Source organism: Clostridium sp. ZBS2 (assembly GCF_023845855.1).
Classification (GTDB): Bacteria; Bacillota; Clostridia; order Clostridiales; family Clostridiaceae; genus Clostridium; species Clostridium aquiflavi.
The window spans coordinates 112820-137363 of sequence record NZ_JAMQIF010000010.1 but is presented as its reverse complement, the minus strand read 5'-3'; the positions used below and the strand labels follow the sequence as shown (position 1 = coordinate 137363).

Below are 24544 nucleotides of genomic sequence, written 5' to 3'. Positions count from 1 at the left end.
TTATTTATTGACTTCAAGAACTGATTTAAAACCTTGAGTTAAGTTTATATTTTTATCTAAAATATTTTCTATATATTGTCTAATAGATAAGTTATTACAGTCTGAATAGAAACTAAGTGTAATAAGATTAATTTTCTTTAAGTTCCATATTAATAGAAATAAGGCACCTATTGAAATGGAATTAATTTCTATATTTAATACGTTTTTTATATCTTGTATAACTCTCCAATATTCACTACGTGTATTAGGTAATTCTAAACTTATAATTAATGGGTATATATCACTATAATGTTTAGAATATCGAGAACATATTACCGCAATATCATCTAAAATATTTCTAGGTGAATTTAAAAGGTCATTACCAAATTCTATTTCACATACACCTAATTTTTCTGAATTACCCATAATTCCATCCATTCTAAAGTTGTTGTCACCAATTCTAGTTGAATTATAGGTTGTACCTAATGAAAGTAATACATTTCTTACTAGATTATTAGGGAGACTAGGATTCTTTTTATTAATTTTTGAAATATTATCATATAAATTACCTAAAGCTAGATCACTTTCACAGATAATTACACCTTCAAAAGTTATTTTAAATAAATTTTGAAAATTATCATAGAATTCATCTATATCAATATCTTTATAAAATTTATTATCATCTTTAGAAATTGTATTATTTAATACAGCAGAGTTATTATCTATATAGATTGCTTTTATTGGACATCTATAAGAACAAAGACCACAACTAATACATTTTTCTTTATTTATAATAGGAGTATATTTCTTTGTGTCTATAGAAATAGCATCTACTGGACAGACTATTTTAGATCTATCATAAGAAAAATCTGATAGAGCCTTCAAAGATAATTCTGAATCAGAAAATTGATAACAGGGTGTATTGGGACATTTTAAGCAAGATGAATTAACACAATTACCATTTTCAAAATAAATAATAGATGGCTTTGATGGAGAAACTTTAATTTTAGATATTAAATTTACATTCTTCAAAAATAATGGATTAGATCTAGTTATATTTTGTTTTAAAAGTTTAGACATTAATTATTCCTCCTGCTTTAGCTAAAGCATTTATATTTATAGTTTTATTGTTAAATAATGAGTTCACTGCCATTATAGTTAATGTTTTAAAATCAATAAGTGAAATGTTTATATCAAATGTAGTTTTTATATCTGTTATCAATCTGAGAACATCAGACCTATTGTTTGGTAGATTAAATCCAAGTGCTATTGATATTGTTTCATAATCAGTTTTATATTGTTCACTATTCCTTGATAGTAAAACTATTTTGTTTTCTAAAGCTTGTCTTACTGCTTTTGTGGATATGTTGGTTTCTTCTCCAGGAGATTTTATCTCAATAGGAATACTAAATTCATTATCTATAATAAGTGCATCAAATCTTTGATAGTTTTCACCTTGTCTTGATACCCTACATGTTAATCCTAAAATATTAAATAAATAACCAATTAGAGGATAGAATACATCTTGATTATCTCTTGAATGTTTTTCACAAAATAAATCAACCACTTTATAAATATCTTCATTATCAGTATATAATTTTTGTAATTCTTCTTCAGCAATATTAGAAATTTTGTTTGTAGATTCTATGTTGGAAAATTTTAATATGGTATTTAAATTACAGTAATCTATTTTTACCGAATCTATTGGTTTTGTAATAGTATAGGTACCAGTTACATTGTTTTTTACGCTAGATAAAAAATCAGATAAAGCTTCATCAACTATTTTGCTTTCTATTGTTTGATATGGTGAAAATAATATTGAACTATTATTAAAGTTACTCTTAACTAATTCAAAATCATATTTTAGAGTATCAATTAATGGTGAAATATCAAATCCACTTCGTTCTAACATTGAAAATATTGATGTACGAATTAATTCTTTTTTTGTATTTTGAATATTATCAAAAATTAAGAATTTATCGTTAGATGTATAGTGAACCGAACAGCGAATATCCAATGAATCTTCCATAGATAGTAATATCTTTTCACCTTCAGTAGTTAATTTTAAAAATTTGGTAGCACCTATATTTGAATAAATGCTTTTAAGACTTGTCTTTTCTATCCAACCACAAGCTGATAACATTGCAATAGGAAAACGAGTGTAATTACCTAATGTAACTGTTGATATCTCTAAATTAGCAGATAGTAATTTTAATGCATCTTTAACTTCAATATAATTTTTGGTTTGTCTTAAATCTTTTATATAATTAATTTTATCATTATAATCCTTAACATCTGTATCATCAATACTCATAGGTGCAAGTATCATTTCATCTCGAGTTAATATACCGTTTAAATCTTTTAGAGATTTTAAAATACAATAAAAAGGACGTATATTTTGAGATTTATTTTTTATTACATTATTAGGGTAGTTAATTCCTAACAAGCATTCTTTAAAAAGAGGAAATGCATCAATTGCAGTTGCAACATGCTGTCCTATAAATGTAAATGAAAAATTAAGGTTTTTACCAGAAGTAGATTTTATCCAACCTAAAGATCTAAATAATTCAGAGTACATTTTACATTGATTATAGAGTGGTTGAAGTGCTTTTGAAGAATCATTTGACTGTTCAATTGCACGTTTACCAGCAAAACCTCTACAAGTTATATAGCTTTCGCAAGCTAAAACTTCTGTCATATCATCTAATGTAAAAAAATATCTATCATGCAAAGCATTATATGTTAATTTAAAAATTTGAATAAAGTTATTAGGGTTAGTCCCTGGATTTGGAAATCTAATCAATTTTGTATCCTCCGTAAAAGTTATTATTAATATAAATTACATAAATTTATATTTCTAATTATACAATTAAATGGATACATTTTCATTTAATTTAGGAATAATTTTATAAATAAAGAAAATAATAAATGATATTTTGGTAAATATAAAGAAATTAAAAATAATCTATAAATATGAATTACTATTATAATAAAATCTCTTACTTGTAGTAAAATATAAATGAGACCAAAAATACATTAATAATAATTGAAAAATTTAAAAAATGTTGAGCATGATTTAAGTGGATATGTACTTATAGCTGAAAATATTTTAGATATTGAAGTACCTAAACAAGATATATTAAAAAATATAATAGCTGAATATATTGATTTAATAGAATACTTTAGTGTTAAAAGAAAACCGTCTGATATGCTGGTGGTTATACCATTAAAAGTTATGAACATTCTTAAACAATGTTTTTACCACAAACTTTGTATTACTAGTAAGTTAATACTGATAATACAAAAAATTTAAGTTTAATGTAAATTTTAAATTTCAAGGTTATATTTTTTACATAAATAAAATTCAACAATTAAAAAAACGCTCTTATATATTTTTTAGGCTTATAGCTGCAGAGCAAACCACCCGTCTTACGGGGGCATTACTCTTTTAGAAATATATATATTTAAGATTAAAAAAATCCTTGATTGTAAACTTAGTTGGATTTAAACATGATATTCTTCAGGGAATAAAACAACCAGGAGATAGAATATCCAAGCCATTCATACTTTATTTATGGCTATTCTATCTCCAATTTGTTATATTCCTATGTAGCTAATTTATAGATGTTGGGTATAAGAGCTGTGCTAAAGAAGAAGGGCAAAGAAGAACAGCTCATATACTGTCTAAGTATTTCTCTGTGGTCAAGGAACGGTATGGACAATCTTAATAAAAAGATTAAGTATAGATGTGATTTTATAGTTGGTGCTGCTTTTAATTAAGCTAGTCCAACCTAAAAATATAATGAATCAAGGTTGCTTCAAACTTTACCTTCTGGGCATAAGTTAAAAATAGACAAGCGAAATGCTAGTCCATTTATTAACCTATGCTTATCTTTTATTTAGTTTATTATTTCAATTATTTAATAAGCACTTAGTTATTAACATTTTTTAGAAGAATATAATTTTTATATGGATAATTATATTATGGTATTTAAAGTTTATAAAATATTTTAACTATAAGTTTATAGTATAGTAGTTATTATTAGTAGTATAGCTATACCGTATATACCATCTAACTTAATTATTAATGGCACCTATTCAATCACCCAAAATAGTACAGGATATTACCTGTTATTTCTAAGCATATATGAGTTTTACGGCAAGCTCCAACCTCATATATACTAATAAATCACTAGGATTAATCTAGTTCTATGTTTAGGTACCCGATTGGGTGCAGAAGATAAAAGACCTTTTGCTCCGTAAGTTAAAAATTAAAGAAAGGTCATATATCTTCTTATATTCTAGGTATAAGTGCTGGTGCTAAAGAAGAAGATTCAAGGAGAGCAGCACCTATACCATTAAACATAATATTCTTAGCATTCGATAAAGCTTGATTAATCTTGAAGCACAACATTAACTAACCTTTACCGAATTTTGTTCTAGAATTTTTACCACCGCTAAATGTATTGTGATTTTTAATAATCTAAGTTTTAATATTTATTCTTTAAAGACCGCACTTGATAAAATCCGATAAATTGATAGCACTAAATTTAACGTATTTTAACGAGTGCTTTCATGTACTAATACTACCCCGACCGCCACCCCTAAATTATATTTTCTTTTATCATGTTCTTTGTTTTGGCAGCTAAGATTCTATCATAAAAAAAGTTAATAATGTCAAGGAGCTAAGCTTTTTAAGCAGATTGACATTATTAATTTTTTATAAGGTTTTTTCTTTAGGCAAAACAATACCTAAGGCTTGTCACATAATTGAGTAGTTGATTTTATAGTGATTAAATAATTTTAAGGTTGTACTAATTTAGGAATATAATAATATAAAGGCTATGCCTTTATATTATTAGTTATATGTAATTAATCCATAGCTTGTAAATTCAGCTACATTTAAATAATCCTCACCAAATGATTTATAATCTATGTAATTTCTTATTGCATCTGGGATAGAATAGCATTCTTCAAGTATGTACAAGCCATAATCTTCATAGCTGTTAATATTACAATCTAAGTTGTAATTATCTACATTTTTAATTGCATCTTTAATATTATTTTCAAATCCACATTCTAAAGCTGCTTTTACTATATCAATTTGATAATCTCTAAGCATTTCAAGATCAAGAACTATTTCATTTATAGTATTTAAATTATCGTATTCTGAAATACTCCAAACATGATCCAAACTTGATTCAAAATCAGTTATAAAATATTCCTCATAATTGATATTATCAATTCCTATTTCATTAAAACATTCTTTTAACTCATCATCTGTAAATGGAAGTGAAATCCATTTTCCAACTAATTCACCTTCATTATATTTTCCTAAATTAGTAACAAAAACATTAATATCAACATTACCCAATTTTTACACTACCTTTCTTATCTCTATATTGTTATTATTGCCAATAATTAAAAATATTATTCAATAAAGTGTATATAAAATAAATTAAATGGAAATAATATTAATAGGGAAATTTATTAAAAGGGGATTTAAATTAGGAAAGGAAGTATTGAGAAAATGAGATTTGATTTAGAAACATCAGAATTATTGTATGAGGTTAGATTTCAAAGTTTAAATTTAAAGGAAAACTATACATATGAGCAATTATATAAAAATATTGATGGGGAATATTTTATACATTTTATAGGTGGAAAATATAGTGAATATGCAGTTAAAATTTCTTATTTAGAGTATAAAGAAGGGGAAGGAAGTTATTCTATAAATAAATATGAGATTGATTTTTGGAAAAATACTTCACTTAAAATGCAAGAGAAATTTCCGAATCAATATACGATAATAGATTGGGAGAAAGAAAAAAATGAATCTATAATTTTTCAACCTTATATACCATTAGAAGAATTACCGTTTTAATACATAAATACGGACCATTGGAGCCATGCTCTAATGGTCCACACTATCTAAGATGCAAAATAAAAAACAACATTATGATAAAATAAATAAATTTTAAGGACAAGCTATAAAAGTAATTTTGGCAACCACTTGTGCATAATCTAAAATAAAAATATTCAAACTGCTTAAGAGCTTTGACCTCTTGAATATTTCTTATTTTTAGATGATACAATATTAGTCCAAAAGGACCATGTAAAAAGGCAATAAACATGAAAAAATTATGTTTATCGCCTTATTTTTATGCAACATTATTAGAATCATCATTAGATTTATTAGTATCAATAACAACTCCAAGTTTAGTTGAAATTATGGTATTTAATTTATTAATTGAAGCACTTAAAGAGTTTAGTTGCTTTTCTAGTCGTATAAGTAGATATGCACTTACTGCTACTGGAAAGCCAACATTACCTATAAGGCTTACTAATTCATTAATATCCATGAAATCACCTCCTACATAGAATATATGTGTAGAGGGTGATTATTTTATTTAGATTATTAATAATAATCTAATGATAAGAATAAAACTTATTAAAATCATAAATAAATTTAAATTACTAAATATATTACATAGTTTCAACTCTTTATCTGTTTTATTATTAAGTTTACTATATAAATAATATAATAAAGCTCCTGGAATTATTATCATAGTAGTAAATGAAAAAATTGAATTAGCATTTAAGTTTAATAATGGTGAATACTCAATATTATAAAGTTTTATTTTACTAAGGATAAAGTAAAAAATAACAATTGACATATAGGATATATACATAAGTTTGTATTTTAATTTTACATTGGATAAATTATAGCTTTTTATAAATGCTTTCATATCATCACCTCATCTTAAAATATTGACAACATGAAATTTATTTAAACAAGTATTAGTATATATCATCATTTATTATGTGCTTATGGTAATAATCTATAGCAATATCAACAATAGTGCTTACACAAACATTTATATCTGGGTGTATGCTTTTAAGTTCATTTATTTTTCTAACAGTAGAATTGCGAAGAGTATAACTTCTTTTTATATTAGCAGCTTCTCCATCAATAGGTGGTGCAGCTCCATTAGCTATAGGTGTATTTCTATTATCAAATAATAGGGGATTGGAACTAATGCTATTATTATTAATGTTATTAGGGTTTGATTTTATTGCTTCATTAACCTCTTCTTTAGTTTCTATTAGTGAGTTATTATCATTAATATTTTTATTTTCAGGAACTAAATCATCTTCAAATGAAAATAATTGAATAGAGTTTTCACCAGTTGGTATGTAATCAGTAAAGCCACATTCTTCAACCTCTTCTTCATATGCTATATCATCTTTATCTATTTTAAATTCTTTTTTTCTTGCCATTAAATTTTTCTCCTTATATTTATTTAAAAAATATATATGTTTTAGATTCTAAAAATCTAAAATTCTTAAGAAGAAAAGAATAAATAAATTTTAGAACTTAAGAATATTAGAATTTAAGAACTTAAGAATTTGCTTATAAAATGCGCCTTTAGGGATAGTTCAGAATGAAAAGTGGAAGATAAAGAGTTGATAATTGAGAGCGGATAGTGGAGAGTTTAGGATAAAATTCCTTTGAGGAATTTTTAAAAATATATTTTTAGAAAAGCTGAGCTTTTCAACCCAAACTTTCAATTATCAATTTTCAACTCTCAACTTCATAATTGTTGGAATTTTAAATATATAAACATATATTTTATTTAACAATTAATTTTTATTGTTAATATTTTTTTATGAGGTGTATGTTTATGATTAAAAATAATATTAAAATTTGTTCAGAGGGTAATGATTGTTTTGATAAAAAGCAAATAGCTTTAGCTATAAGAAATGCTACTCTTGATGACTCTATGGAGTGTTCTTTAATTGAAGATGGAATTATAAGTGGCTGTGAAAGCTGCAGCTTAAAGTTTATATGTGATGGTATTGAGGATCTATCAGATGAGTATATTGAGCATACTACTAAAGTAGTAAGTACATTTAATTTTGATTAACCTTGGACACCACTAGGGTAGTACAAGGTGTCCTTGCCTTTATGGCATGGACATAGAATTTTAAGTAATTGAATATTTTAAGAACATAAAAGAATTTTAAATATGATACTGCAAAGCTCGTATTATATTTTTAATTCTTTTTTTATTGCAGAAAAATGCTGAAATAATGATTTTAAAATACAAGAAACGTCCTTAGACAATAGGTTGTCTAAGGTGGACACCCCTGGGGAAGTCCAAGTGCAGCTCCTAGAACATGAACTGACTTTGGACAATTTATTTGTCCATAAGTGGACTCCATTGTGGAGGTCTAAAGTGAATAGGGTATTAGTAAATGTTTAGTTAGCGCAGCGTTATACATATGCACTCCAACGGGTACCTAAACATAGGACTAGATTAATCCTAGTTATTTTCTTAGTATATATGAGGTTGCAGCTTGCCGTAAAACTCATAGATGCTTAGAAATAACAGGTAATATCCTGTACTATTTTGGGTGTTGGGATAAGTGCCTAAAGTATTAATTTATAGTATAGAGGTAGTAGTGATAGTAGGAATACAATAATAAAAAATTAATTAATATTAGATTTATAAAAAAGATTAATTAATAGTATTAGATGCAGATAAAAACTAAAGAATGATTATTTAAGAAGGTATATATTTGATTATAAAAATTAATTTATATGAGTTGTAAGTGTTATAGCAAGAAATTAGATGAAGTTAAATGAATGATGATAGAAGAGGGGCATTTACTTAGACAAGTTTTATTTAAGGCGACTTTGGAGCATTTATTAAAGATTGTCTAAGTATTCCTTTCTGTCCACTGAATAGGTGGACTGTGGCGGAGCAAATGAAAAGCGCAAGGGAATAGTGGTGGCTAGAATGGGAGGGGGTGGATTTTCTTTTGCGGAGCTTATACATGAGAATTAACTCAAAAAACATTATTTACATTATAAAGTTATAATTATATTTGTTAATTATTTAATGAACAATTTAGAATAAACTATTTTATTATGATGAAAAAAATATTAGTTTATTAATATAACAAACTTTAACAAAAAGGTTAATTGATGTATTATATATATATTAGAAAAAAATGGGGGAAACTATGGAATTAATAGAGTATAAGAATTGTTTATATAAAACATTGCAAGAAATATATCCTATATATTTTAAGAAAAAGATTTTAAGAAAAATGTCTGAAGATGGAGCAATAATAAATGATAAAAGAAAAAATTTAAATGGTCAAATAAGTATGATGATTAATGTTTCAGATATTGAATCTATAGATGATAAATTAAGATATATATTAAAAAATAGTGAGAACGAATTTTGTAAGGGAATATATAAATATATAGAAGAATTTGAATATGAAAAAGAATATAGAAATACTTCATTTTTTAAAATAGATGGGTATTCTACAAATAGACTAGAAAAATTAATTGAAAGTGGGTTAGTTAAAAGATATATAAAGAATTGTAATATATATGACGATATTAATGATAAGTTTATAAATCCAACTATTAAAGAAACACAAGACGATCTTTACATAAAATTTAATCACAGTCTAAAAAATAGACATGCAGAAGAAATAAAATATGTAATTATGGCAATAATACACATTAAAGAAAAGATACTAGAAATAAGATTGGACAGAGTGGGAGCTGAGTATAAAAATCCTAATAATGATTTTTATGCTACTATGATTGACAATACAAAAAAAGTAGTATCAAAATTATTTTCTATAAATATAATTAATATAGACTTTAAAGCTGTAGTAAATTATATGAAGGATGAAAAAGATGAAGTATATATTTATGCACAAAAAATGACAAGAAATGGTAGCGTAGCATATTTAGAGGCAGTAAATAATAAAGAAACAATTAATAATGAAGATTTAGTAATTCCTATACTTGGAGAGCTTAAATCATTTATTAAAGATAATAGTGAACTTTTAAATAAAACTAATGATACACAGCAGATAAAGTTAAAACTTCAAAATTTAATTGAAGAGATAGAAATAACATCAGATTTACCCAAAGTTAAAATAACTTGGATTAATGAAAATATAAGAGTTGGGATTGATCATGAATATAAAGGAAGGGAATATAGTTTCTTTATGTATTATGATGAATTAAATGAAGGCAAGGAGAGGATGAATCATGTTAGAGAATACCTTATCAATTGTCATAGAGAACTTGAAAATCAAACATAATTTAACAGATTATCAGATAAAACAATTATCAAAAAGTATGAAATTTTGGAAAACTGGAGATTATATTTACCCAGGACACATAAAATCAAAATTAAATATATCAATTATTTCTGCATATGAAATATTAGAAACAATTAAGCTAATGGGAATCTTAGATAATGTATATGAGGTATATTGCCGTAAATGTTCTAAAAGTAAGGGAGTGTTTTTAGATACATTAACAGACATAAAGGAAGATTTATGTTGTGATTTTTGCAATTATAAATTTGATGCATTAAAAGATACTATTACGCTATATAAGGTGATTTATAATGGAAAATAGTAACTTAAATATAGAATATGAAGGAAGAGCTATTTCAACTAGTGATTTTTTAAAGTTTATTATAAAAGATAGTATTAAAACTTTTAATGAATTGACTGCGTGGAAAGAAAATGATTATTTAGAGTTTAAAAAATTACTTAAAGAACTTAAAGACGTAAATGGAACACATAATATTAAAAGTACTGAGAAAGGGGATAAGTTAGAAATACTTGTTAGATTTATAATAAGAAAAACTTACTTTTTCAAAGTTTATGGTAATGTAACGACTGGAACTAATGAAATAGATCAGGTTGTTATACTTAGCGAAGAAGGAAAACAAGCATTGAAGCAATTTCAAATATCAAGAGAATTGATTCCTATATATAGTGATTTATTTTTATGTGAATGCAAAAATTATAAAAGTTCACTTGGTGTTACATGGATAGGAAAATTTTATGGATTATTAAATAGTTGTGATTGCAATTTTGGAATTATATTTAGTGCAAAGGGATTAACGGGGAAAGAAGATGAGTGGAGAAATTCCTTTGGATTAATTAGAGTTTTTAATATGATTGAGAAGTATAGACATAATAGAAGATTTAATATCATTGAATTTAATATAAAAGACTATGAAAAAATAGCAAGTGGTATTAATTTTTTTAACTTAGTTGAAGCTAAAATAAATGCAATGACAATAGCAACTCAGCATGAACAATTATTATATGATAATAAACATGAAGCGGAAAATAAAATAAAAACATTGATTCAAGAAATATCAATATAATAGTTTTATAGCTAACAATATATTGAAAGAGTAAAAAACAAGGTTAAATTCACCTTGTTCTTTTAGTTTATATAAGTATTATTATTAAAAATATCAATAATTCTACCAATCTTTTTAACCACATCTATTTTCCTTTTAGCTGCAGTAGAATAGCATATATCTTTTAAATTAGAATAAAGTCTAATTGTATTATTTTTAAAGAATATAAAATCAATAAGTTCCTGCTCCTCTTCTGTTAGATTTTTAATAGCTGCTTTTAGCATTTTTAAATCACATTGATTGCAAAGTATCTCTTCTAAATTTTCATTATTTGAAGGTAGCGTATGTTCAAGATTATCTGTTAGAGTAAGAGCAGAAGATCCTTCTGAATTATCTCTATTTTTAGATCTTTTTATAAGATCATTGAGATTATTCTTTATTCCATTAGTTGCGTAAGCTACAAATCTATGTTTTTCTAAATTATAAGAATTTAAGCATTTGAATAAATTCTTATAACATTCATTTTCTATATCATCTTTATCATATCCATGTATGAAGGTTTTTCTTGAAAGGTTTTTTATGAAAGGCCTAAATTCTTCAATTAGTTTTTCTTTAGATAAATTATCCCCATGTTTAGATTTTTTAGCTAACATTTCAACATATTTTAAGTCCATATATACCTCCTGAATATATTTCAAAGTACTATATATAGAATTTACCTAATAAAATAAACACTATATATAGTATATATGGTTATGAAACATATATACCATATGGAGGTGTATAAAAATGAAAAATATAAAAACTTTAGCAATTGATATTGGACATAATGTTAATTTTGATGGTGGAGCTGTTGGAATTAGAAAGGAAGATGAACTTAATAAATTAGTGGGAGAAGCGTTAATTAATAAATTTAAATCTACTAATATTAATGTTATTAACTGTACTCCTTATAATGCAGTAAGTTTACATGATTCTTTAAATCAAAGAATAGTTGCAGCTAATAAAGGAAAGGCAGATTTGTTTATATCAATACATCATAATAGTGGTGGTGGAAGAGGCGCAGAAGTTCTTTGCCTTACTGGTGGAATAGCCGAGAAAGCTGGAAATTCTGTATTAAATGAACTTTCTAACATTGGATTTTATAATAGAGGGGTTAAGGGGAGAAGAGATTTATTTGTAATTAATCAAACTATTATGCCAGCGTTATTAATTGAGTGTGCTTTTTGTGATAGTGCAAATGATATGAATGGATATAATCCAGAAAGTGTTGCTAATTCTATATTTAAAGGAATATGTAATGTATTTGATATTTATAGTAATAATGATGTTGGATTTAATGAAAATGAGGTTTATTATAATGTAGTAAAGGGTGATACTTTGTGTAACATTGCTAGTAAATTTAACACTACAGTAGATAGATTAGTGGACCTTAATGGTATTAAAGATAAAAATATGATTTATATTGGACAGGATATTAGAATAAAATAGATAAAAAATTAAAGTCATATGAGCATTAAGTTCATATGGCTTTAATTAATTTACGAGAGAAAAGGTAAGTATAAATTTAAAATATAACAGGTGATTTAAAGTTAGATTTTAAATTTATACTAAAAAAATTATTATTTATTATAATAATTGACTGATTTGATAAATATTATACAACTTAAGAAAAATATAAATAAAATATATTAGCAATTAGTAAAATTAATGAAAAAATAAAGTATTATAGTAATTTTATTTAAATATTGAATTTAAATGTAATAATAGGTAAAATAATACGGTGAATGGAAATTAAAAAAATAGGGGGAAAAGTACATGAAAAACTTTAAAAAGCTACTTTCAGCATTACTTGTATTTTGTGGATTAGCAATTTTAAATCCTGTACAGGCTAATGCAGCATGGAAACAAAATAATACTGGTTGGTGGTATACACAAGGAAGTTCTCATTCTATAGGGTGGGAACAAATAGATGGAAAATGGTATTACTTTGATTCTACTGGATATATGAAAACAGGTTGGATTAATGACAATGGTACTTGGTATTATTGTTGGTCAAATGGTGAAATGGCTCAGGATTGTTATGTTGGAAACTATTATTTAAATAGTAATGGTGTTTATACTACTAGTACAGGAAATTCAAGTGGTAGTGGATATAATACAAATAGTCAAACAGCTTATTTATCAGCAACAGGAAGTAAATATCATAGAATTCCTAATTGTGGTAAGATGAATCCTAATACTGCAACTAAAACTACAGTTGATAAAGCTAGTCAAAACCATCAACCTTGTGAAAAATGTTGGTAAAGTTTAATTAAACATAATAAAAATATAGGTAATATAGAAAAATCTATACACCGCTAGTTTATTAGGTAATTTTAACGTCTTAATTAATTTATTGATGAATATTAGTAATAATATGCAATTATAATTATAAAAATAGGAGGAGTAATGTTGGGAATATTTGGACTTATTTTAGGATTCATAGGATTTATGGGGATAATAATTACAAGTGGATTATGTTTTTATTCTAGGTATAGCACAAAATGTAAGTATAAACCTAAACAAATATTAATGTTTTTTATTGTTTTTAGTATGGCTTTAGTTGTTTCATCTGAAATTTTATGGACAGACTCAAATAAAGAAAATAAAATTAATAAAAGTAATACTGAAGAAAGTAATAAGATAATAAAATAATATTATAAATAAGAAAGGGGATTAAAAATGAAAGCTACTAAAAAATTGCTTAGCTTATCTATGGCAATATTATTGTCGACATTTAGTTTAGGATGTAAACAAGCTAATGCTATAAGCACAACTAATACAAATACAACTAATACTCAAGTCGCATCTTTATCTAATATGAAAATACATTATATAGATGTAGGACAAGGTGATTCGGAGCTAATACAAGTCGATAATAAAAACATTTTAATTGATGCAGGATGCAATGATAGTAAAGCATTAAATTATTTAAAATCTATAGGAATTAATAAGTTAGATTACGTTATAGTAACACATCCACATGAAGATCATATAGGTGGAATGACAAGTGTAATAAATAATTTTGAAATTGGAGAATTTTATGCTCCAAAAGTTAATCATACAACAAAGACTTTTGAAAATATGGTGAAATCACTTCAAAATAAATGTTTAAAAATTACAGCTCCAAAAGTAGGAGATACTTTAACAATAGGGAATGCTACAATGCAATTTTTAGCACCTAATAGTGATAAGTATGAGGACTTAAACAACTATTCTATAGTTACTAGATTGAAATATGGAAATAAAGCCTTCATATTTACTGGTGATGCTGAAAGTTTATCAGAAGGTGAAATTTTAGCAAAGCAATTAGATATACAATCAGATGTGCTTAAATTAGGTCATCATGGAAGTTATTCTTCAACAAGTAACGAATTTTTAAATAAGGTTAATCCTAAATACGCTATAGTTTCTTGTGGTAAGAATAATGATTATGGTCATCCACATAAGGAGACAACAGATAAATTAAATAAAAAAGGAATTGAAATCTTTAGAACTGATACTAATGGTACTATAATAGCAACTTGTGATGGAAATAATATTAGCTTTAATACTAATTCAGTAAATATTACAAATAGTAATCAAAATACATCTAAAGATGATTCCAACAACAAAACTAATACAGTATGGGTAGCTAATAAAACAGCAAAGGTATATCACAGCAGTAAGGAATGCAGTAATATGAAATCTCCAACTGAAATGTCTTTGCAAGATGCACAAACAAAGGGCTTAAACCCATGTTCAAAATGTAGTAAATAGATATATAATAAAAACGTCTATGCATAATTCAAAATTTAAGCATGGACGTTTTTAACATGAAAAAAAGTATATACTATCTATTGAAAACTAGTGTGGGAAAAGTGTGGGAAAATAAGAAAAACACCAGTGATTTAATTACCTTAAACACTGATGTTTACTACAATGGTGACCCATACGGGAATCGAACCCATGATTCCACCGTGAGAGGGTGGCGTCTTAACCGCTTGACCAATGGGCCTCACAACAAGTTTGATTATACGCCTTTATTTTTTTTATGTCAATATTTCCTGTAAATAAATTTATTTTACAAAAATTATAAAATTAAAATTTAAAATTAACCTAAATAGGAACTAGTATTTTAAATTGTAAAAGTAATTAATTAACACACTTATAATAAATAAAATTATGTTGGACATACTAAATTTAGACTAATTATAAATTGAATGTTAGGAGGGATTTTAATGCCTAAAGATAGTCAACCAGATAATAAAACAGCAAGAATGGAAAAATGTAATTATCAAACTCCAATAACAGAAGAAGGTCATAATCATAATCCTAATGCAAAACATAAATCTGTAAAAAGAGAAGGTTTTTCAAGTCAGCATTATAACAGAGCTGGAAATTAATTTTATTAAATTATAGAAGAAAATGGTGTTAATATTAATAAATAAAAATTAATATTAACACTTTTTTTTTACTTTTACGCATAAATTAGTCGAATACTGTTTTTAAAATAATTACTTTAAATATGATAAAGTGTTAAAATATTTAACTGTATAATGAAAAAAAATAAAAAAACCACATATTTTGTTTACATAATAATATTTTTTCCATATAATAGTTAATGTATGTTAATTTAAATGTTGAAATTTAACAAGTTGAGGAGGAATATAGTGAGTAAAAGAGAGGGCTTTTCAAGTAGATTAGGATTTATACTATCTTGTATTGGAGCAGCAATAGGTTTAGGAAATGTATGGATGTTTCCTTATAAGCTGGGTGAAAATGGTGGGGCAGCATTTTTAATCCCATATTTTCTTTTTGTTATTATTTTAGGAGTAGTTGGATTAATGGGAGAGTTTGCATTTGGAAGAATGTACAAACAAGGATCATTAGGAGGAATAAGACAAGCTTTTAAAGATAAGAATATAAAAGGTGGAAAGATAATATCTATAATTCCTACTATTGGATTAACAGGAATATTCATGTTCTACACTGTGGTAATTGGATGGGTTTTAAAGTACTTTTTTATAAGTTTAACTGGAGAAATATCATCAATAAACACTGAAACATATTTTGCAAACTTTACTAATGGGCCTAGTGTAATAGTATGGCATGCATTGGCTGTTTTAATAACACTTATAATAGTAAGTTTTGGTGTTACAAAGGGGATTGAAAAGATTAATAAAATAATTATTCCGTTATTATTTATTATTTTTATAGTTTTAATAATCAAGTCTTTAAGTTTACCTAATTCAGTTGAAGGAGTTCAGTATCTATTAAAACCTGATTGGGCATATTTATTAAAACCAAGTACATGGGTTATGGCTATGGGACAAGCGTTTTTCACAGTATCTATAACTGGATGTTGTATGGTAGCATGCGGAAGTTACGCTGATGATAAATTTGATATACCGAACTGTGCTATAAATACAGCAGCATTTGATACTTTATCGGCATTATTAGCAGCATTTATGATTATGCCAGCAGTTTTTGCATTAGGACTAAACCCTACAGCAGGACCTGCATTAATGTTTGTTACAGTACCAAGTATATTTCAAACAATGCCGTTAGGCAGTTTATTAAGTGCATTATTCTTTTTAAGTATAATATTTGCGTCAATTTCTTCATCAATAGCAATGCTTGAAGGACCAGTAGAGGCTACTTTAAGTGTAACTAAGTGGAGTAGAAAAAAAGCAACAATAATTATAGCTAGTGTAGCATTTATTTTTGCAATTCCACTAGGCCTTAATGGAGAATTATTTAATAATTTTACAAACTTCATAACAATAATATTATCACCAATAGGAGCAGTAATAACGGCATTTATTTTCTATTATATAGTTGATAATAAAAAAGCATTAGATGAAGTAAATAAAGGTGCAAAATATAAATTGGGAATTGGATTTATTAAATTTGGTAAATACATATTTGTTCCAGCAACAATAATTATAATAATTCTTGGTGTTATATATGGTGGAATTGGTTAAATAACATTTTATCTATATAATATTAAAAAATATAAAATAAAAAAAGTTACCTTGATAATATATATGTTATTTAAAGGTGACTTTTTTTATTCATTATTTTTTAATGCAGCTATTTCTTTTCTTAACTCTTCAATGCTATTTTTTAGATTCTTAATTTCAGATTCATATTTATTTGATGATTTATTACTCTGATTATTAGAGGTATTAGTTGAAGAAGATTCATAGGAATCACCAGTTTGATTAGTATCAGTATGAGTAGGTGGATTTGGACAGAAAGGATTGGCTACATTTTTATATTTTATATTATAGTACCTACCAGGTCCTCCTTGGAAATATTGTTGTTGAGAATTAAAAGTTAGTATAACCTGTCCTAATAATTCAAACCAATTTCCAATTGCATTTTGTAAGTTAAAGGGCAAGTTGCCAGCCATAACCAAACCTAGTATTTGAGCTATCAATGTAAAAAGTTGTGGAGCTAAATCTTGAAATCCACCAGGAATATCATTACAATTTGTGCTTGTACTATTGGATTCTGTATTTGAATTACACTGTTCATTCTTACAATTCCAATCACAATTTGAGGTGTTTCCACTATTTTGAATATAGTTAATAAAATCATTAAAGCTAAAATTGTTAAAATCAAAATTATTAAAATCCATTTTACCTCTCCTATGTAATTATACCTATAATATAGTATTCAATTAATACATTTAGTGAACATTAAAAGTTTTGGATATAATTTTTAGTTGAATAAAAGTAAGTAGTACCTTATAATTTATCCATAATAAAATATTTGTTTTTTAGGTTCTATAGGCATTTAAATTGCTTAAGATTAATAGGGAAAGTGGTTAAAATCCACTACAGCCCCCGCTACTGTAAAGGGTGACTAAATCTTTTAGTATCCACTGGAATTTTATCTGGGAAGGAAAAGAATTTTTAGGATGACCCCTGAGTCAGGAGACCTGCCTAAAATTCATGCTATCTTTCGGAGGGAGGGACAATAGCAAGGTAAAAGAAAATAAGAAATTATTTTTTTAGTTTGTTATGTGTTTAAGTAAGTCCTTACTAATGTATATTATTTTAGTAGGGATATTTTTTATTTTGAGAAAATAATTGTGTTTTATTATAAGAAAAAATAAATTAGTAGAGTGGAGAAAGAAATATGAAAAAAGCAATTTTAGTAGTTAGTTTTGGGACGAGTCATTTAGATGCATTAGAAAATTCTATTGAAAGAATAGAAAATAAAATAAAATATGAATTTAAAGATTATGAAATATTTAGAGCTTTTACAGCACATAAAATAATAAAAAAATTAAAAAATGTTCATAACATAGATATAGCTACACCTGAAGAGGCATTAGAAGATTTATATAAAAAAGGATTTAAAGAAGTAATAATTCAACCATTACATATAATTCCAGGTGAGGAATTTGATTATATAAAAGGTGTTGCTAAGATGTATAAAGATAAATTTTCTTCTCTTAAACTTGGTAGACCAATATTTTATTATCAAGGCATAGAGGATGCACCACAGGATTATACATTGTTTATAAATAGCATAGAAACTTTGTTAAAGAAAAATGAATGTACTATATTATTTGGTCACGGAACTCCACATTGCTGTAATTCTGTATATGGTTGTCTTCAAAGTGTTTTAGTTGACGAAGGATACGATAATGTTTTTGTTGGAACTGTAGAGGGGTATCCTACTTTTGAAACAGTATTAAAGAGAGTAAAAAGAAAAAATATTAATAATGTTACTTTAGTTCCATTAATGGTGGTTGCAGGGGATCATGTTAAAAATGATATGGCATCAGAAGAAGAAGATTCTTGGAAAAGTATGTTCTTAAATGAAGGTATAAATGCTGAAGCATATATTCATGGATTAGGTGAAATAGATGAATTTACAAATCTTTATATTTCAAGAATTTATGATCTTATAGAAGACAGATATTTAAATGTAGGAAGTACGAAAAAATTACACTGCGATTTAGTGTAGTTTGGATATATTCATTTTATTTATCATAATTAAATCAAGAAAGGAGTGAATAATATGAAATCTATAATTATTTCGTCTAATTGTAGTGGTGGAGGAAAAACAACATTTACTTTAGGTCTTATGAAAGCATTTAAAGATAGAAGTTTAAGTGTACAAGGTTATAAGGTAGGCCCTGATTACATAGATACAGCTTTTCATAAAGAAGCTACAGGAGTAGAATCTAGAAATCTTGATACATTTTTAATGGGAAAAGATGGAGTTAGAAGAAGTTACTTTAAAGGAAATGGTGACATTGGAATAATTGAAGGTGTAATGGGATTATACGATGGTGTAGGAGTAACAACAAAATTTTCAACTTATGATATCTCTAATACATTAGGAAATATGCCTATAATTTTAGTACTTTCACCTAAAGGACAGAGTTCAACACTATGTGCAGAAATAAACGGTCTTAAGAACTATAGAAATGCTAATATTATTGGTGTTGTATTAAATTGTGTAAGTGAAAAATATTATAAACTTTTAAAATATGCTATAGAAGAAAATTGCAGTACAAAAGTATTTGGATATATTCCTAAAAATGAAGAATTAAAAATTTCTAGCAGGCATTTAGGTCTAGTGCAAAGCATGGAAATAGATAATTTACAAGATAAGTTATCATTATGTAGTAAACTAATAAATGAACATGTTGATTTAGATGGGATTTTAGAGAGTATGTTAGAAATTAATTGTGATAGTAATAATAAAATAGAGATTAGTATAGAGAATAAGAATTTAAATATTGGAGTGGCTTTAGATAAGGCATTTAGTTTTTATTATAAGGATAATATAGAACTTTTAAAATCTATAGGAAATGTTATTTATTTTAGTCCTATGAATGATGAGAAATTACCAGATAACTTAGATTTTTTATACATAGGAGGAGGATATCCAGAAGTTTTTAAAGAAGAATTAGAAAGCAATATATCTATGAGAAAAAGCATAAAAAATGCATTAAATTCTGGACTAAAATGTTATGCAGAATGTGGTGGTCTTATGTATTTAACAAAAGAAATTGATGGATATAATATGGTTGGATTCTTTAATGGAAAAAGTGAAATGACTAAAGGTCTTAAAAGATTTGGATATTGTACAGTAAATATAAATGAAAAATATTTTGGGCAAAAAGTTAAAATAAATGCTCATGAATTTCATAAGTCAGATGTTAATTTAAATGAAAATAAAATATATAATGTTGAAAAAACACAATATGATGGAGAAAAGATAACTTGGCAGTGTGGATATTTAAAAAATAATACGTTAGCAGGATATGCACACATTAATTTCTTGGGAAATATTAAATTAATAGAAAGTTTAATAAATAGATAAATAAATTTAATGAAGTGTTAATATATACATAAGTAAAGTGGAGTGAGAAATTTACAATTATACTAAAATATCACAACTTCATTTAATTGTAGAAGAACATTTGTAAATAAGAAAATTTTATAAGAAGAGAAGGAGAGCGTATGGATTATTTGAAGAATCCTATGGGGATTGAAGAAAAGAGTTTTGAGATAATAGGTGAGGAGTTAGGTAAGCATTCTTTTACAGATGAAGAACTTTTAATAGTTAAAAGAGTTATACATACAACTGCTGATTTTGAATATAAAGATTTAGTTGAAATAAGTGATGATGCTATAAGTGTAGGAAAAGAGGTGTTATCTAAAGGGGCTACGATATATACAGATACTAATATGGCTTTAAATGGAATAAACAAGATGGCGTTAGCTAAAACAAATAGTAAGGTAATTTGTTATGTAAATGAACCAGATGTTCATAAGGAAGCAAAGGAAAAAGGAATTACTAGAAGTATGGCTGCTGTTGAAAAAGCTTGCAGTGATAATGTAGATATATTTGTATTTGGAAATGCACCTACTGCATTATTTAAACTTAAAGAACTTATAAAAGAAAAGAAAGCAAATCCAAAGCTTGTAATAGCAGTTCCAGTAGGCTTTGTTGGAGCAGCTGAAAGTAAGGAAAATTTAGATGAACTAGGAATTCCTTATATAAGAGTAAAGGGAAGAAAAGGTGGAAGTACAGTTGGAGCTGCAATTGTAAATGCACTTTTGTATATGATTGTTAAAAGATAGGGGCGGTAATATTTATACTCCATTAGCATTGGCTTTTGGAATTAGCTTTTTTGACTTGTTATGGGAAAATATAAATGAGTAAGTGCATTTCATGTACCGAAATTAGGAGGTAAGTTTCTATGTTTGAAATGTATATTGAAAGTGGAATGAATAAGTTGAGATGTGGGTACACAACAGGATCATGTGCTACAGGAGCTTCTAAAGCAGCAACAATGTTACTTTTTAACATATTAGACGATGAAGAAGAGTTAAATGAAATAGAAATAGACACTCCCAAGGGTATAAAAGTTGGAATGCCTATTGATGATGTAGTTATAGGTGAAAACTTTGTACAGTGCACTATATTAAAATTTAGTGGTGATGATAAAGACATTACAATGGGACTCGAGATACAAGCAAGAGTAGAAAAAATAAGTAAAGAAGAAGCAGAAGAATTATCTAAAAAGTTAATAAGTAATGAAGGCAAGACTATTTTATTAGATGGTGGAATTGGTGTTGGAAGAGTTACAAAAGATGGACTATTTGTAGCAAAGGGTGAACCAGCTATAAATCCAGTTCCAAGAGAAATGATTATAAAAGAGGTCGGGAGCATTTTACCCAAAAATCAATATGTAAAAGTGATAATTTCTGTTCCTCAAGGCATTGAGATAGGTAAAAAAACTTTTAATCCAAGGCTTGGAATAGAAGGGGGAATATCTATATTAGGTACATCTGGAATAGTATACCCTATGTCGGAAGATGCATTAAAAGCTTCTATAAAATTAGAAATAAATCAAAAGTCTTTAAAATTTAAAAATCTGATACTTACTTTTGGAAATTTAGGTGAGAATTATTGTAAGAGATTAGGTTACAAAGAAGAAGAAATTATTATATGCTCAAATTTCATAGGATTTGCATTAGAATGTTGTGTTTCTTGTAATGTTAAAAATATAGTTATAGTTGGTCATATAGGAAAGATGAGCAAGATAGCTTATGGATGTTTTAATACCCATAGTAGAGTATGTGGAGTAAGGCTTGAAGTATTAGCTTTAGAATTAGCACTTTTAGGATACGACATTTCTTTAGTAAATAAAGTTTTAAATGAAAAAACTTGTGAAGGTGCTGTGAAATTATTAGGTGAAGGCTATGAAAAATTATATGAAAATATAGGTGAAAAAATATTAAAGAGTATGAAAAATTATGTTTATGATGAATTAAATATAGATGCAATCATGTATTATGGAGCATCAAATCCAATCTTACTTTGGAGTTCATGTTTGGAGTGATAAAGAGATGTTATTTGTAGTTGGAATTGGTCCAGGACATAAAGATTATATTGTAGGAAAAGCAACAAATGTATTAAAAAGTTCAGATGTAATTATAGGGTTTAAAAGAGCAGTAGATTCTCTTGATTTTATTGATACTAAAAAAATTTATTTAAAGGGTTTAAAAGATTTAGAAAGAATATTAGAAGAAAATAAAAATTTTAATATTTCATTAGTAGCTTCAGGTGATCCAATGTTTTATGGAATAGTAAATTATTTAAAAAACAATATCACTAATAATTTTGAAGTAATACCAGGAATAAGTTCTTTTCAGTACTTATCTTCAAAGGTTAAATTACCTTGGAATAATGCGCATTTAGGGAGTTTACATGGAAGAAATGAAGAGTTTTTAAATACTGTAAAAGAAAATAATATGACTGTATGGCTCACTGATAAAGAAAACAATCCAAGTAAATTATGTGAAATTTTATATTCTAAATCTATTGATTGTAATGTAATTATAGGTCAAAATCTTTCTTATGAGGACGAAATTATAAATATAGGAAAACCTGAAGAGTTTATAAATAAACAATTTAGTGAACTGAGTATTTTAATAATTAGCCATGTTTTAACAAAGTGTTGATATATGTATAAGCAAAGGCGGACGAAGTAATTAATAGAGAGTAAAGGTGTTATATTATGATATTTATAAAAGATGATGAATTTATTAGAGGCAAATGTCCAATGACAAAGGAGGAGATCAGAGTTCTTTCAATAAGTAAGATGGATTTAAAAGAAGACTCATTTGTATTAGATATAGGAAGTGGAACTGGAAGTATTACAGTTCAAGCATCTAAGATTGCGAAACACGGAAAAGTTTTAGCTATAGAAAAAGAAGAGGAAGCTTATAATATTACAAAAAGTAATGTGGAAAAATTTCAATGTAAAAACGTTATGGTTTTAAATAAAAAGGGAACTAATGCATTATATACATTAGTTGATGAAGAACTAGAGTTTGATTCTATATTTATAGGTGGAAGTTCAGGAGAGTTAGAGGAAATAATAAGAATTTGTAATGAACTTTTAAGTAGTGATGGAACAATTGTTATGAATTTTATCACTTTAGATAATGCTTATAAAGCTATAGAAAAGATGAAATCATTAAATTATAAAGTAGAAGTTTCTATGGTTAATGTAAGTAAAAATAAAGGAGATACATTAATGATGATATCTCTTAACCCAATATATATAATTAAATGTAGAAGAGGAGAAGAAGAATAAAATGGCAGTATTATATGGAATAGGTGTAGGACCAGGGGATAAGGAACTTATAACAGTAAAGGGAGCAAAAACTATAAATATGTGTGATGTTATAGTTGCACCAACAGCTACAGAAGGTGGAGAAAGTATCGCATTTGAAACTGCAAGAGAATATGTTAGAGAAGATGCTGAAGTTGCAATTATGCATTTTCCTATGGGGGGAAAAGATAGATTAAAAAAATCAAGAGAAGCTTATGACTTTATTGAAAAGAAATTAGCAGAAGGTAAAAATGTTGCATTCTTAACTATTGGAGATCCATATGTATATAGTACTTATATTCATATGTTAAGTCATGTAAAAGAACATGGATTTGAAGTAAAGACACTACCAGGAATAACTTCATTTTGTGCAGCAGCAAGTTTAATAGATAGAACATTAGTAATTGGAGATGAAAAATTAGTTATATTACCTGCAAGCAAGATAAAAGAAATAACAGATGAAAAATACATAGTAATTATGAAGATGTACAAGCACGAAGAAGAGGTTCTAGATGTATTAGAAGAAAAGGGATTTGACTATACTTATATTAGTAGAGTTGGAAGAGAAGGAGAAACTATATTAAAAGACAGAGAAGAAATATTAAAGCTTTGTGATTATATGTCATTAGTTATAGCAAGCAGATAATAAGGCACATTCAAATATTAAGAAAAGAGGTAAAAT

The 24544-nt window shown here is 26.4% G+C and carries 26 protein-coding genes, 1 tRNA gene and 1 riboswitch; of the genes, 19 read left to right on the top strand and 8 right to left on the bottom strand.

What is annotated here, in order from left to right:
- A complete protein-coding gene (locus tag NG918_RS07020) occupies positions 1 to 1059 on the bottom strand; it encodes a 4Fe-4S binding protein (protein WP_252225478.1) in 1059 nt (352 codons plus the stop codon).
- Positions 1052 to 2782 carry a hypothetical protein gene (locus NG918_RS07015; RefSeq protein WP_252225477.1) on the bottom strand — a complete coding sequence of 577 codons (1731 nt, stop codon included), beginning with the start codon at positions 2780 to 2782 and terminating at the stop codon, positions 1052 to 1054. The genes NG918_RS07020 and NG918_RS07015 overlap by 8 nt, the downstream gene beginning before the upstream one ends.
- A 243-nt stretch (positions 2783 to 3025) precedes the next feature.
- Here NG918_RS07015 and NG918_RS07010 point away from each other — a divergent pair, with 243 nt between their 5' ends.
- Complete coding sequence (locus NG918_RS07010) at positions 3026 to 3292, top strand: hypothetical protein (RefSeq protein WP_252225476.1); 267 nt, start codon at positions 3026 to 3028, stop codon at positions 3290 to 3292.
- 1545 nt (positions 3293 to 4837) lie between these two features.
- On the opposite strand, the gene NG918_RS07005 is transcribed toward NG918_RS07010, so the two are convergent.
- Positions 4838 to 5353 (bottom strand): antirestriction protein ArdA, encoded by a 516-nt coding sequence (locus NG918_RS07005; protein WP_252225475.1) that lies wholly within the window; start codon positions 5351 to 5353, stop codon positions 4838 to 4840.
- Positions 5354 to 5509: 156 nt separating this feature from the next.
- On the opposite strand from NG918_RS07005, the gene NG918_RS07000 reads away from it, so the two are divergent.
- Positions 5510 to 5863 carry a hypothetical protein gene (locus NG918_RS07000; protein ID WP_252225474.1) on the top strand — a complete coding sequence of 118 codons (354 nt, stop codon included), beginning with the start codon at positions 5510 to 5512 and terminating at the stop codon, positions 5861 to 5863.
- 277 nt (positions 5864 to 6140) lie between these two features.
- On the opposite strand, the gene NG918_RS06995 is transcribed toward NG918_RS07000, so the two are convergent.
- Together NG918_RS06995 and NG918_RS06990 are read right to left on the bottom strand one after the other, a co-directional pair.
- Positions 6141 to 6341: a YvrJ family protein gene (locus tag NG918_RS06995; protein WP_085294453.1), complete on the bottom strand. Its 201-nt coding sequence runs from the start codon at positions 6339 to 6341 to the stop codon at positions 6141 to 6143.
- A 439-nt stretch (positions 6342 to 6780) separates the two neighbouring features.
- On the bottom strand, positions 6781 to 7260 hold the full coding sequence (locus NG918_RS06990) for a hypothetical protein (RefSeq protein ID WP_252225473.1): 480 nt from the start codon (positions 7258 to 7260) through the stop codon (positions 6781 to 6783).
- Positions 7261 to 7664: 404 nt separating this feature from the next.
- On the opposite strand from NG918_RS06990, the gene NG918_RS06985 reads away from it, so the two are divergent.
- The 4 genes from NG918_RS06985 to NG918_RS06970 all read left to right on the top strand — a co-directional run bounded on the left by NG918_RS06985 (position 7665) and on the right by NG918_RS06970 (position 11201).
- The gene (locus NG918_RS06985; RefSeq protein WP_252225472.1) at positions 7665 to 7907 is read left to right on the top strand and encodes a hypothetical protein; all 243 of its coding nucleotides are present in this window, start codon (positions 7665 to 7667) and stop codon (positions 7905 to 7907) included.
- Between the two features lie 1102 nt (positions 7908 to 9009).
- Positions 9010 to 10116, top strand: a complete 1107-nt coding sequence (locus NG918_RS06980; protein WP_252225471.1) for a hypothetical protein — start codon at positions 9010 to 9012, stop codon at positions 10114 to 10116.
- On the top strand, positions 10064 to 10438 hold the full coding sequence (locus NG918_RS06975) for a hypothetical protein (RefSeq protein ID WP_252225470.1): 375 nt from the start codon (positions 10064 to 10066) through the stop codon (positions 10436 to 10438). Before NG918_RS06980 ends, NG918_RS06975 begins: the two co-directional genes overlap by 53 nt.
- On the top strand, positions 10428 to 11201 hold the full coding sequence (locus NG918_RS06970) for a hypothetical protein (RefSeq protein WP_252225469.1): 774 nt from the start codon (positions 10428 to 10430) through the stop codon (positions 11199 to 11201). Before NG918_RS06975 ends, NG918_RS06970 begins: the two co-directional genes overlap by 11 nt.
- A 62-nt stretch (positions 11202 to 11263) precedes the next feature.
- Here the strand turns inward: NG918_RS06970 and NG918_RS06965 are convergent, their stop codons facing one another.
- A complete protein-coding gene (locus NG918_RS06965) occupies positions 11264 to 11854 on the bottom strand; it encodes a sigma-70 family RNA polymerase sigma factor (protein ID WP_252225468.1) in 591 nt (196 codons plus the stop codon).
- Between the two features lie 115 nt (positions 11855 to 11969).
- Here NG918_RS06965 and NG918_RS06960 point away from each other — a divergent pair, with 115 nt between their 5' ends.
- The 4 genes from NG918_RS06960 to NG918_RS06945 all read left to right on the top strand — a co-directional run bounded on the left by NG918_RS06960 (position 11970) and on the right by NG918_RS06945 (position 14981).
- Complete coding sequence (locus NG918_RS06960) at positions 11970 to 12671, top strand: N-acetylmuramoyl-L-alanine amidase (protein WP_252225467.1); 702 nt, start codon at positions 11970 to 11972, stop codon at positions 12669 to 12671.
- A gap of 327 nt (positions 12672 to 12998) precedes the next feature.
- Entirely contained in the window at positions 12999 to 13487 is a 489-nt protein-coding gene (locus tag NG918_RS06955) for a cell wall-binding protein (protein ID WP_252225466.1), read from the top strand.
- 144 nt (positions 13488 to 13631) lie between these two features.
- Complete coding sequence (locus NG918_RS06950; RefSeq protein ID WP_252225465.1) at positions 13632 to 13877, top strand: hypothetical protein; 246 nt, start codon at positions 13632 to 13634, stop codon at positions 13875 to 13877.
- 27 nt (positions 13878 to 13904) lie between these two features.
- Positions 13905 to 14981, top strand: coding sequence for a ComEC/Rec2 family competence protein (locus NG918_RS06945; protein WP_252225464.1), 1077 nt, complete (start codon positions 13905 to 13907; stop codon positions 14979 to 14981).
- A gap of 163 nt (positions 14982 to 15144) precedes the next feature.
- On the opposite strand, the gene NG918_RS06940 is transcribed toward NG918_RS06945, so the two are convergent.
- A tRNA-Glu gene (locus tag NG918_RS06940) sits at positions 15145 to 15219 on the bottom strand.
- A 223-nt stretch (positions 15220 to 15442) separates the two neighbouring features.
- Here NG918_RS06940 and NG918_RS06935 point away from each other — a divergent pair.
- Complete coding sequence (locus NG918_RS06935; protein ID WP_252213901.1) at positions 15443 to 15607, top strand: hypothetical protein; 165 nt, start codon at positions 15443 to 15445, stop codon at positions 15605 to 15607.
- 267 nt (positions 15608 to 15874) lie between these two features.
- Positions 15875 to 17188, top strand: coding sequence for a sodium-dependent transporter (locus NG918_RS06930; RefSeq protein ID WP_252225463.1), 1314 nt, complete (start codon positions 15875 to 15877; stop codon positions 17186 to 17188).
- 86 nt (positions 17189 to 17274) lie between these two features.
- Here NG918_RS06930 and NG918_RS06925 read toward each other — a convergent pair whose 3' ends face one another.
- Entirely contained in the window at positions 17275 to 17847 is a 573-nt protein-coding gene (locus NG918_RS06925; protein WP_252213898.1) for a hypothetical protein, read from the bottom strand.
- A gap of 126 nt (positions 17848 to 17973) precedes the next feature.
- A riboswitch (cobalamin riboswitch) is annotated at positions 17974 to 18172 on the top strand.
- A gap of 178 nt (positions 18173 to 18350) precedes the next feature.
- Here NG918_RS06925 and NG918_RS06920 point away from each other — a divergent pair.
- From NG918_RS06920 to NG918_RS06890, 7 genes are all read left to right on the top strand, one after another.
- On the top strand, positions 18351 to 19187 hold the full coding sequence (locus NG918_RS06920) for a sirohydrochlorin cobaltochelatase (protein WP_252225462.1): 837 nt from the start codon (positions 18351 to 18353) through the stop codon (positions 19185 to 19187).
- A gap of 54 nt (positions 19188 to 19241) precedes the next feature.
- Positions 19242 to 20555, top strand: coding sequence for a cobyrinic acid a,c-diamide synthase CobB (locus tag NG918_RS06915; protein WP_252225461.1), 1314 nt, complete (start codon positions 19242 to 19244; stop codon positions 20553 to 20555).
- Positions 20556 to 20695: 140 nt separating this feature from the next.
- Positions 20696 to 21319, top strand: coding sequence for a precorrin-8X methylmutase (locus NG918_RS06910; RefSeq protein ID WP_252213893.1), 624 nt, complete (start codon positions 20696 to 20698; stop codon positions 21317 to 21319).
- Positions 21320 to 21438: 119 nt separating this feature from the next.
- Entirely contained in the window at positions 21439 to 22584 is a 1146-nt protein-coding gene (gene cbiD / locus NG918_RS06905; RefSeq protein WP_252225460.1) for a cobalt-precorrin-5B (C(1))-methyltransferase CbiD, read from the top strand.
- Positions 22585 to 22591: 7 nt separating this feature from the next.
- A complete protein-coding gene (gene cbiE, locus NG918_RS06900) occupies positions 22592 to 23206 on the top strand; it encodes a precorrin-6y C5,15-methyltransferase (decarboxylating) subunit CbiE (RefSeq protein WP_252213889.1) in 615 nt (204 codons plus the stop codon).
- A 56-nt stretch (positions 23207 to 23262) separates the two neighbouring features.
- Positions 23263 to 23844, top strand: a complete 582-nt coding sequence (gene cbiT, locus NG918_RS06895; RefSeq protein WP_252213887.1) for a precorrin-6Y C5,15-methyltransferase (decarboxylating) subunit CbiT — start codon at positions 23263 to 23265, stop codon at positions 23842 to 23844.
- Position 23845: 1 nt separating this feature from the next.
- Complete coding sequence (locus NG918_RS06890) at positions 23846 to 24508, top strand: cobalt-factor II C(20)-methyltransferase (RefSeq protein ID WP_252213885.1); 663 nt, start codon at positions 23846 to 23848, stop codon at positions 24506 to 24508.
- Positions 24509 to 24544 lie beyond the last annotated feature (36 nt).

Bases quoted from the DNA above. Each gene is read 5' to 3' on its own strand.
- NG918_RS07020 (WP_252225478.1), bottom strand. From the start codon at position 1,059: ATGTCTAAACTTTTAAAACAAAATATAACTAGATCTAATCCATTATTT.
- NG918_RS07000 (WP_252225474.1), top strand. From the start codon at position 5,510: ATGAGATTTGATTTAGAAACATCAGAATTATTGTATGAGGTTAGATTT.
- NG918_RS06995 (WP_085294453.1), bottom strand. From the start codon at position 6,341: ATGGATATTAATGAATTAGTAAGCCTTATAGGTAATGTTGGCTTTCCA.
- NG918_RS06990 (WP_252225473.1), bottom strand. From the start codon at position 7,260: ATGGCAAGAAAAAAAGAATTTAAAATAGATAAAGATGATATAGCATAT.
- NG918_RS06985 (WP_252225472.1), top strand. From the start codon at position 7,665: ATGATTAAAAATAATATTAAAATTTGTTCAGAGGGTAATGATTGTTTT.
- NG918_RS06980 (WP_252225471.1), top strand. From the start codon at position 9,010: ATGGAATTAATAGAGTATAAGAATTGTTTATATAAAACATTGCAAGAA.
- NG918_RS06975 (WP_252225470.1), top strand. From the start codon at position 10,064: ATGTTAGAGAATACCTTATCAATTGTCATAGAGAACTTGAAAATCAAA.
- NG918_RS06970 (WP_252225469.1), top strand. From the start codon at position 10,428: ATGGAAAATAGTAACTTAAATATAGAATATGAAGGAAGAGCTATTTCA.
- NG918_RS06965 (WP_252225468.1), bottom strand. From the start codon at position 11,854: ATGGACTTAAAATATGTTGAAATGTTAGCTAAAAAATCTAAACATGGG.
- NG918_RS06960 (WP_252225467.1), top strand. From the start codon at position 11,970: ATGAAAAATATAAAAACTTTAGCAATTGATATTGGACATAATGTTAAT.
- NG918_RS06955 (WP_252225466.1), top strand. From the start codon at position 12,999: ATGAAAAACTTTAAAAAGCTACTTTCAGCATTACTTGTATTTTGTGGA.
- NG918_RS06950 (WP_252225465.1), top strand. From the start codon at position 13,632: ATGTTGGGAATATTTGGACTTATTTTAGGATTCATAGGATTTATGGGG.
- NG918_RS06945 (WP_252225464.1), top strand. From the start codon at position 13,905: ATGAAAGCTACTAAAAAATTGCTTAGCTTATCTATGGCAATATTATTG.
- NG918_RS06935 (WP_252213901.1), top strand. From the start codon at position 15,443: ATGCCTAAAGATAGTCAACCAGATAATAAAACAGCAAGAATGGAAAAA.
- NG918_RS06925 (WP_252213898.1), bottom strand. From the start codon at position 17,847: ATGGATTTTAATAATTTTGATTTTAACAATTTTAGCTTTAATGATTTT.
- NG918_RS06920 (WP_252225462.1), top strand. From the start codon at position 18,351: ATGAAAAAAGCAATTTTAGTAGTTAGTTTTGGGACGAGTCATTTAGAT.
- NG918_RS06915 (WP_252225461.1), top strand. From the start codon at position 19,242: ATGAAATCTATAATTATTTCGTCTAATTGTAGTGGTGGAGGAAAAACA.
- NG918_RS06910 (WP_252213893.1), top strand. From the start codon at position 20,696: ATGGATTATTTGAAGAATCCTATGGGGATTGAAGAAAAGAGTTTTGAG.
- cbiD (WP_252225460.1), top strand. From the start codon at position 21,439: ATGTTTGAAATGTATATTGAAAGTGGAATGAATAAGTTGAGATGTGGG.
- cbiE (WP_252213889.1), top strand. From the start codon at position 22,592: ATGTTATTTGTAGTTGGAATTGGTCCAGGACATAAAGATTATATTGTA.
- cbiT (WP_252213887.1), top strand. From the start codon at position 23,263: ATGATATTTATAAAAGATGATGAATTTATTAGAGGCAAATGTCCAATG.
- NG918_RS06890 (WP_252213885.1), top strand. From the start codon at position 23,846: ATGGCAGTATTATATGGAATAGGTGTAGGACCAGGGGATAAGGAACTT.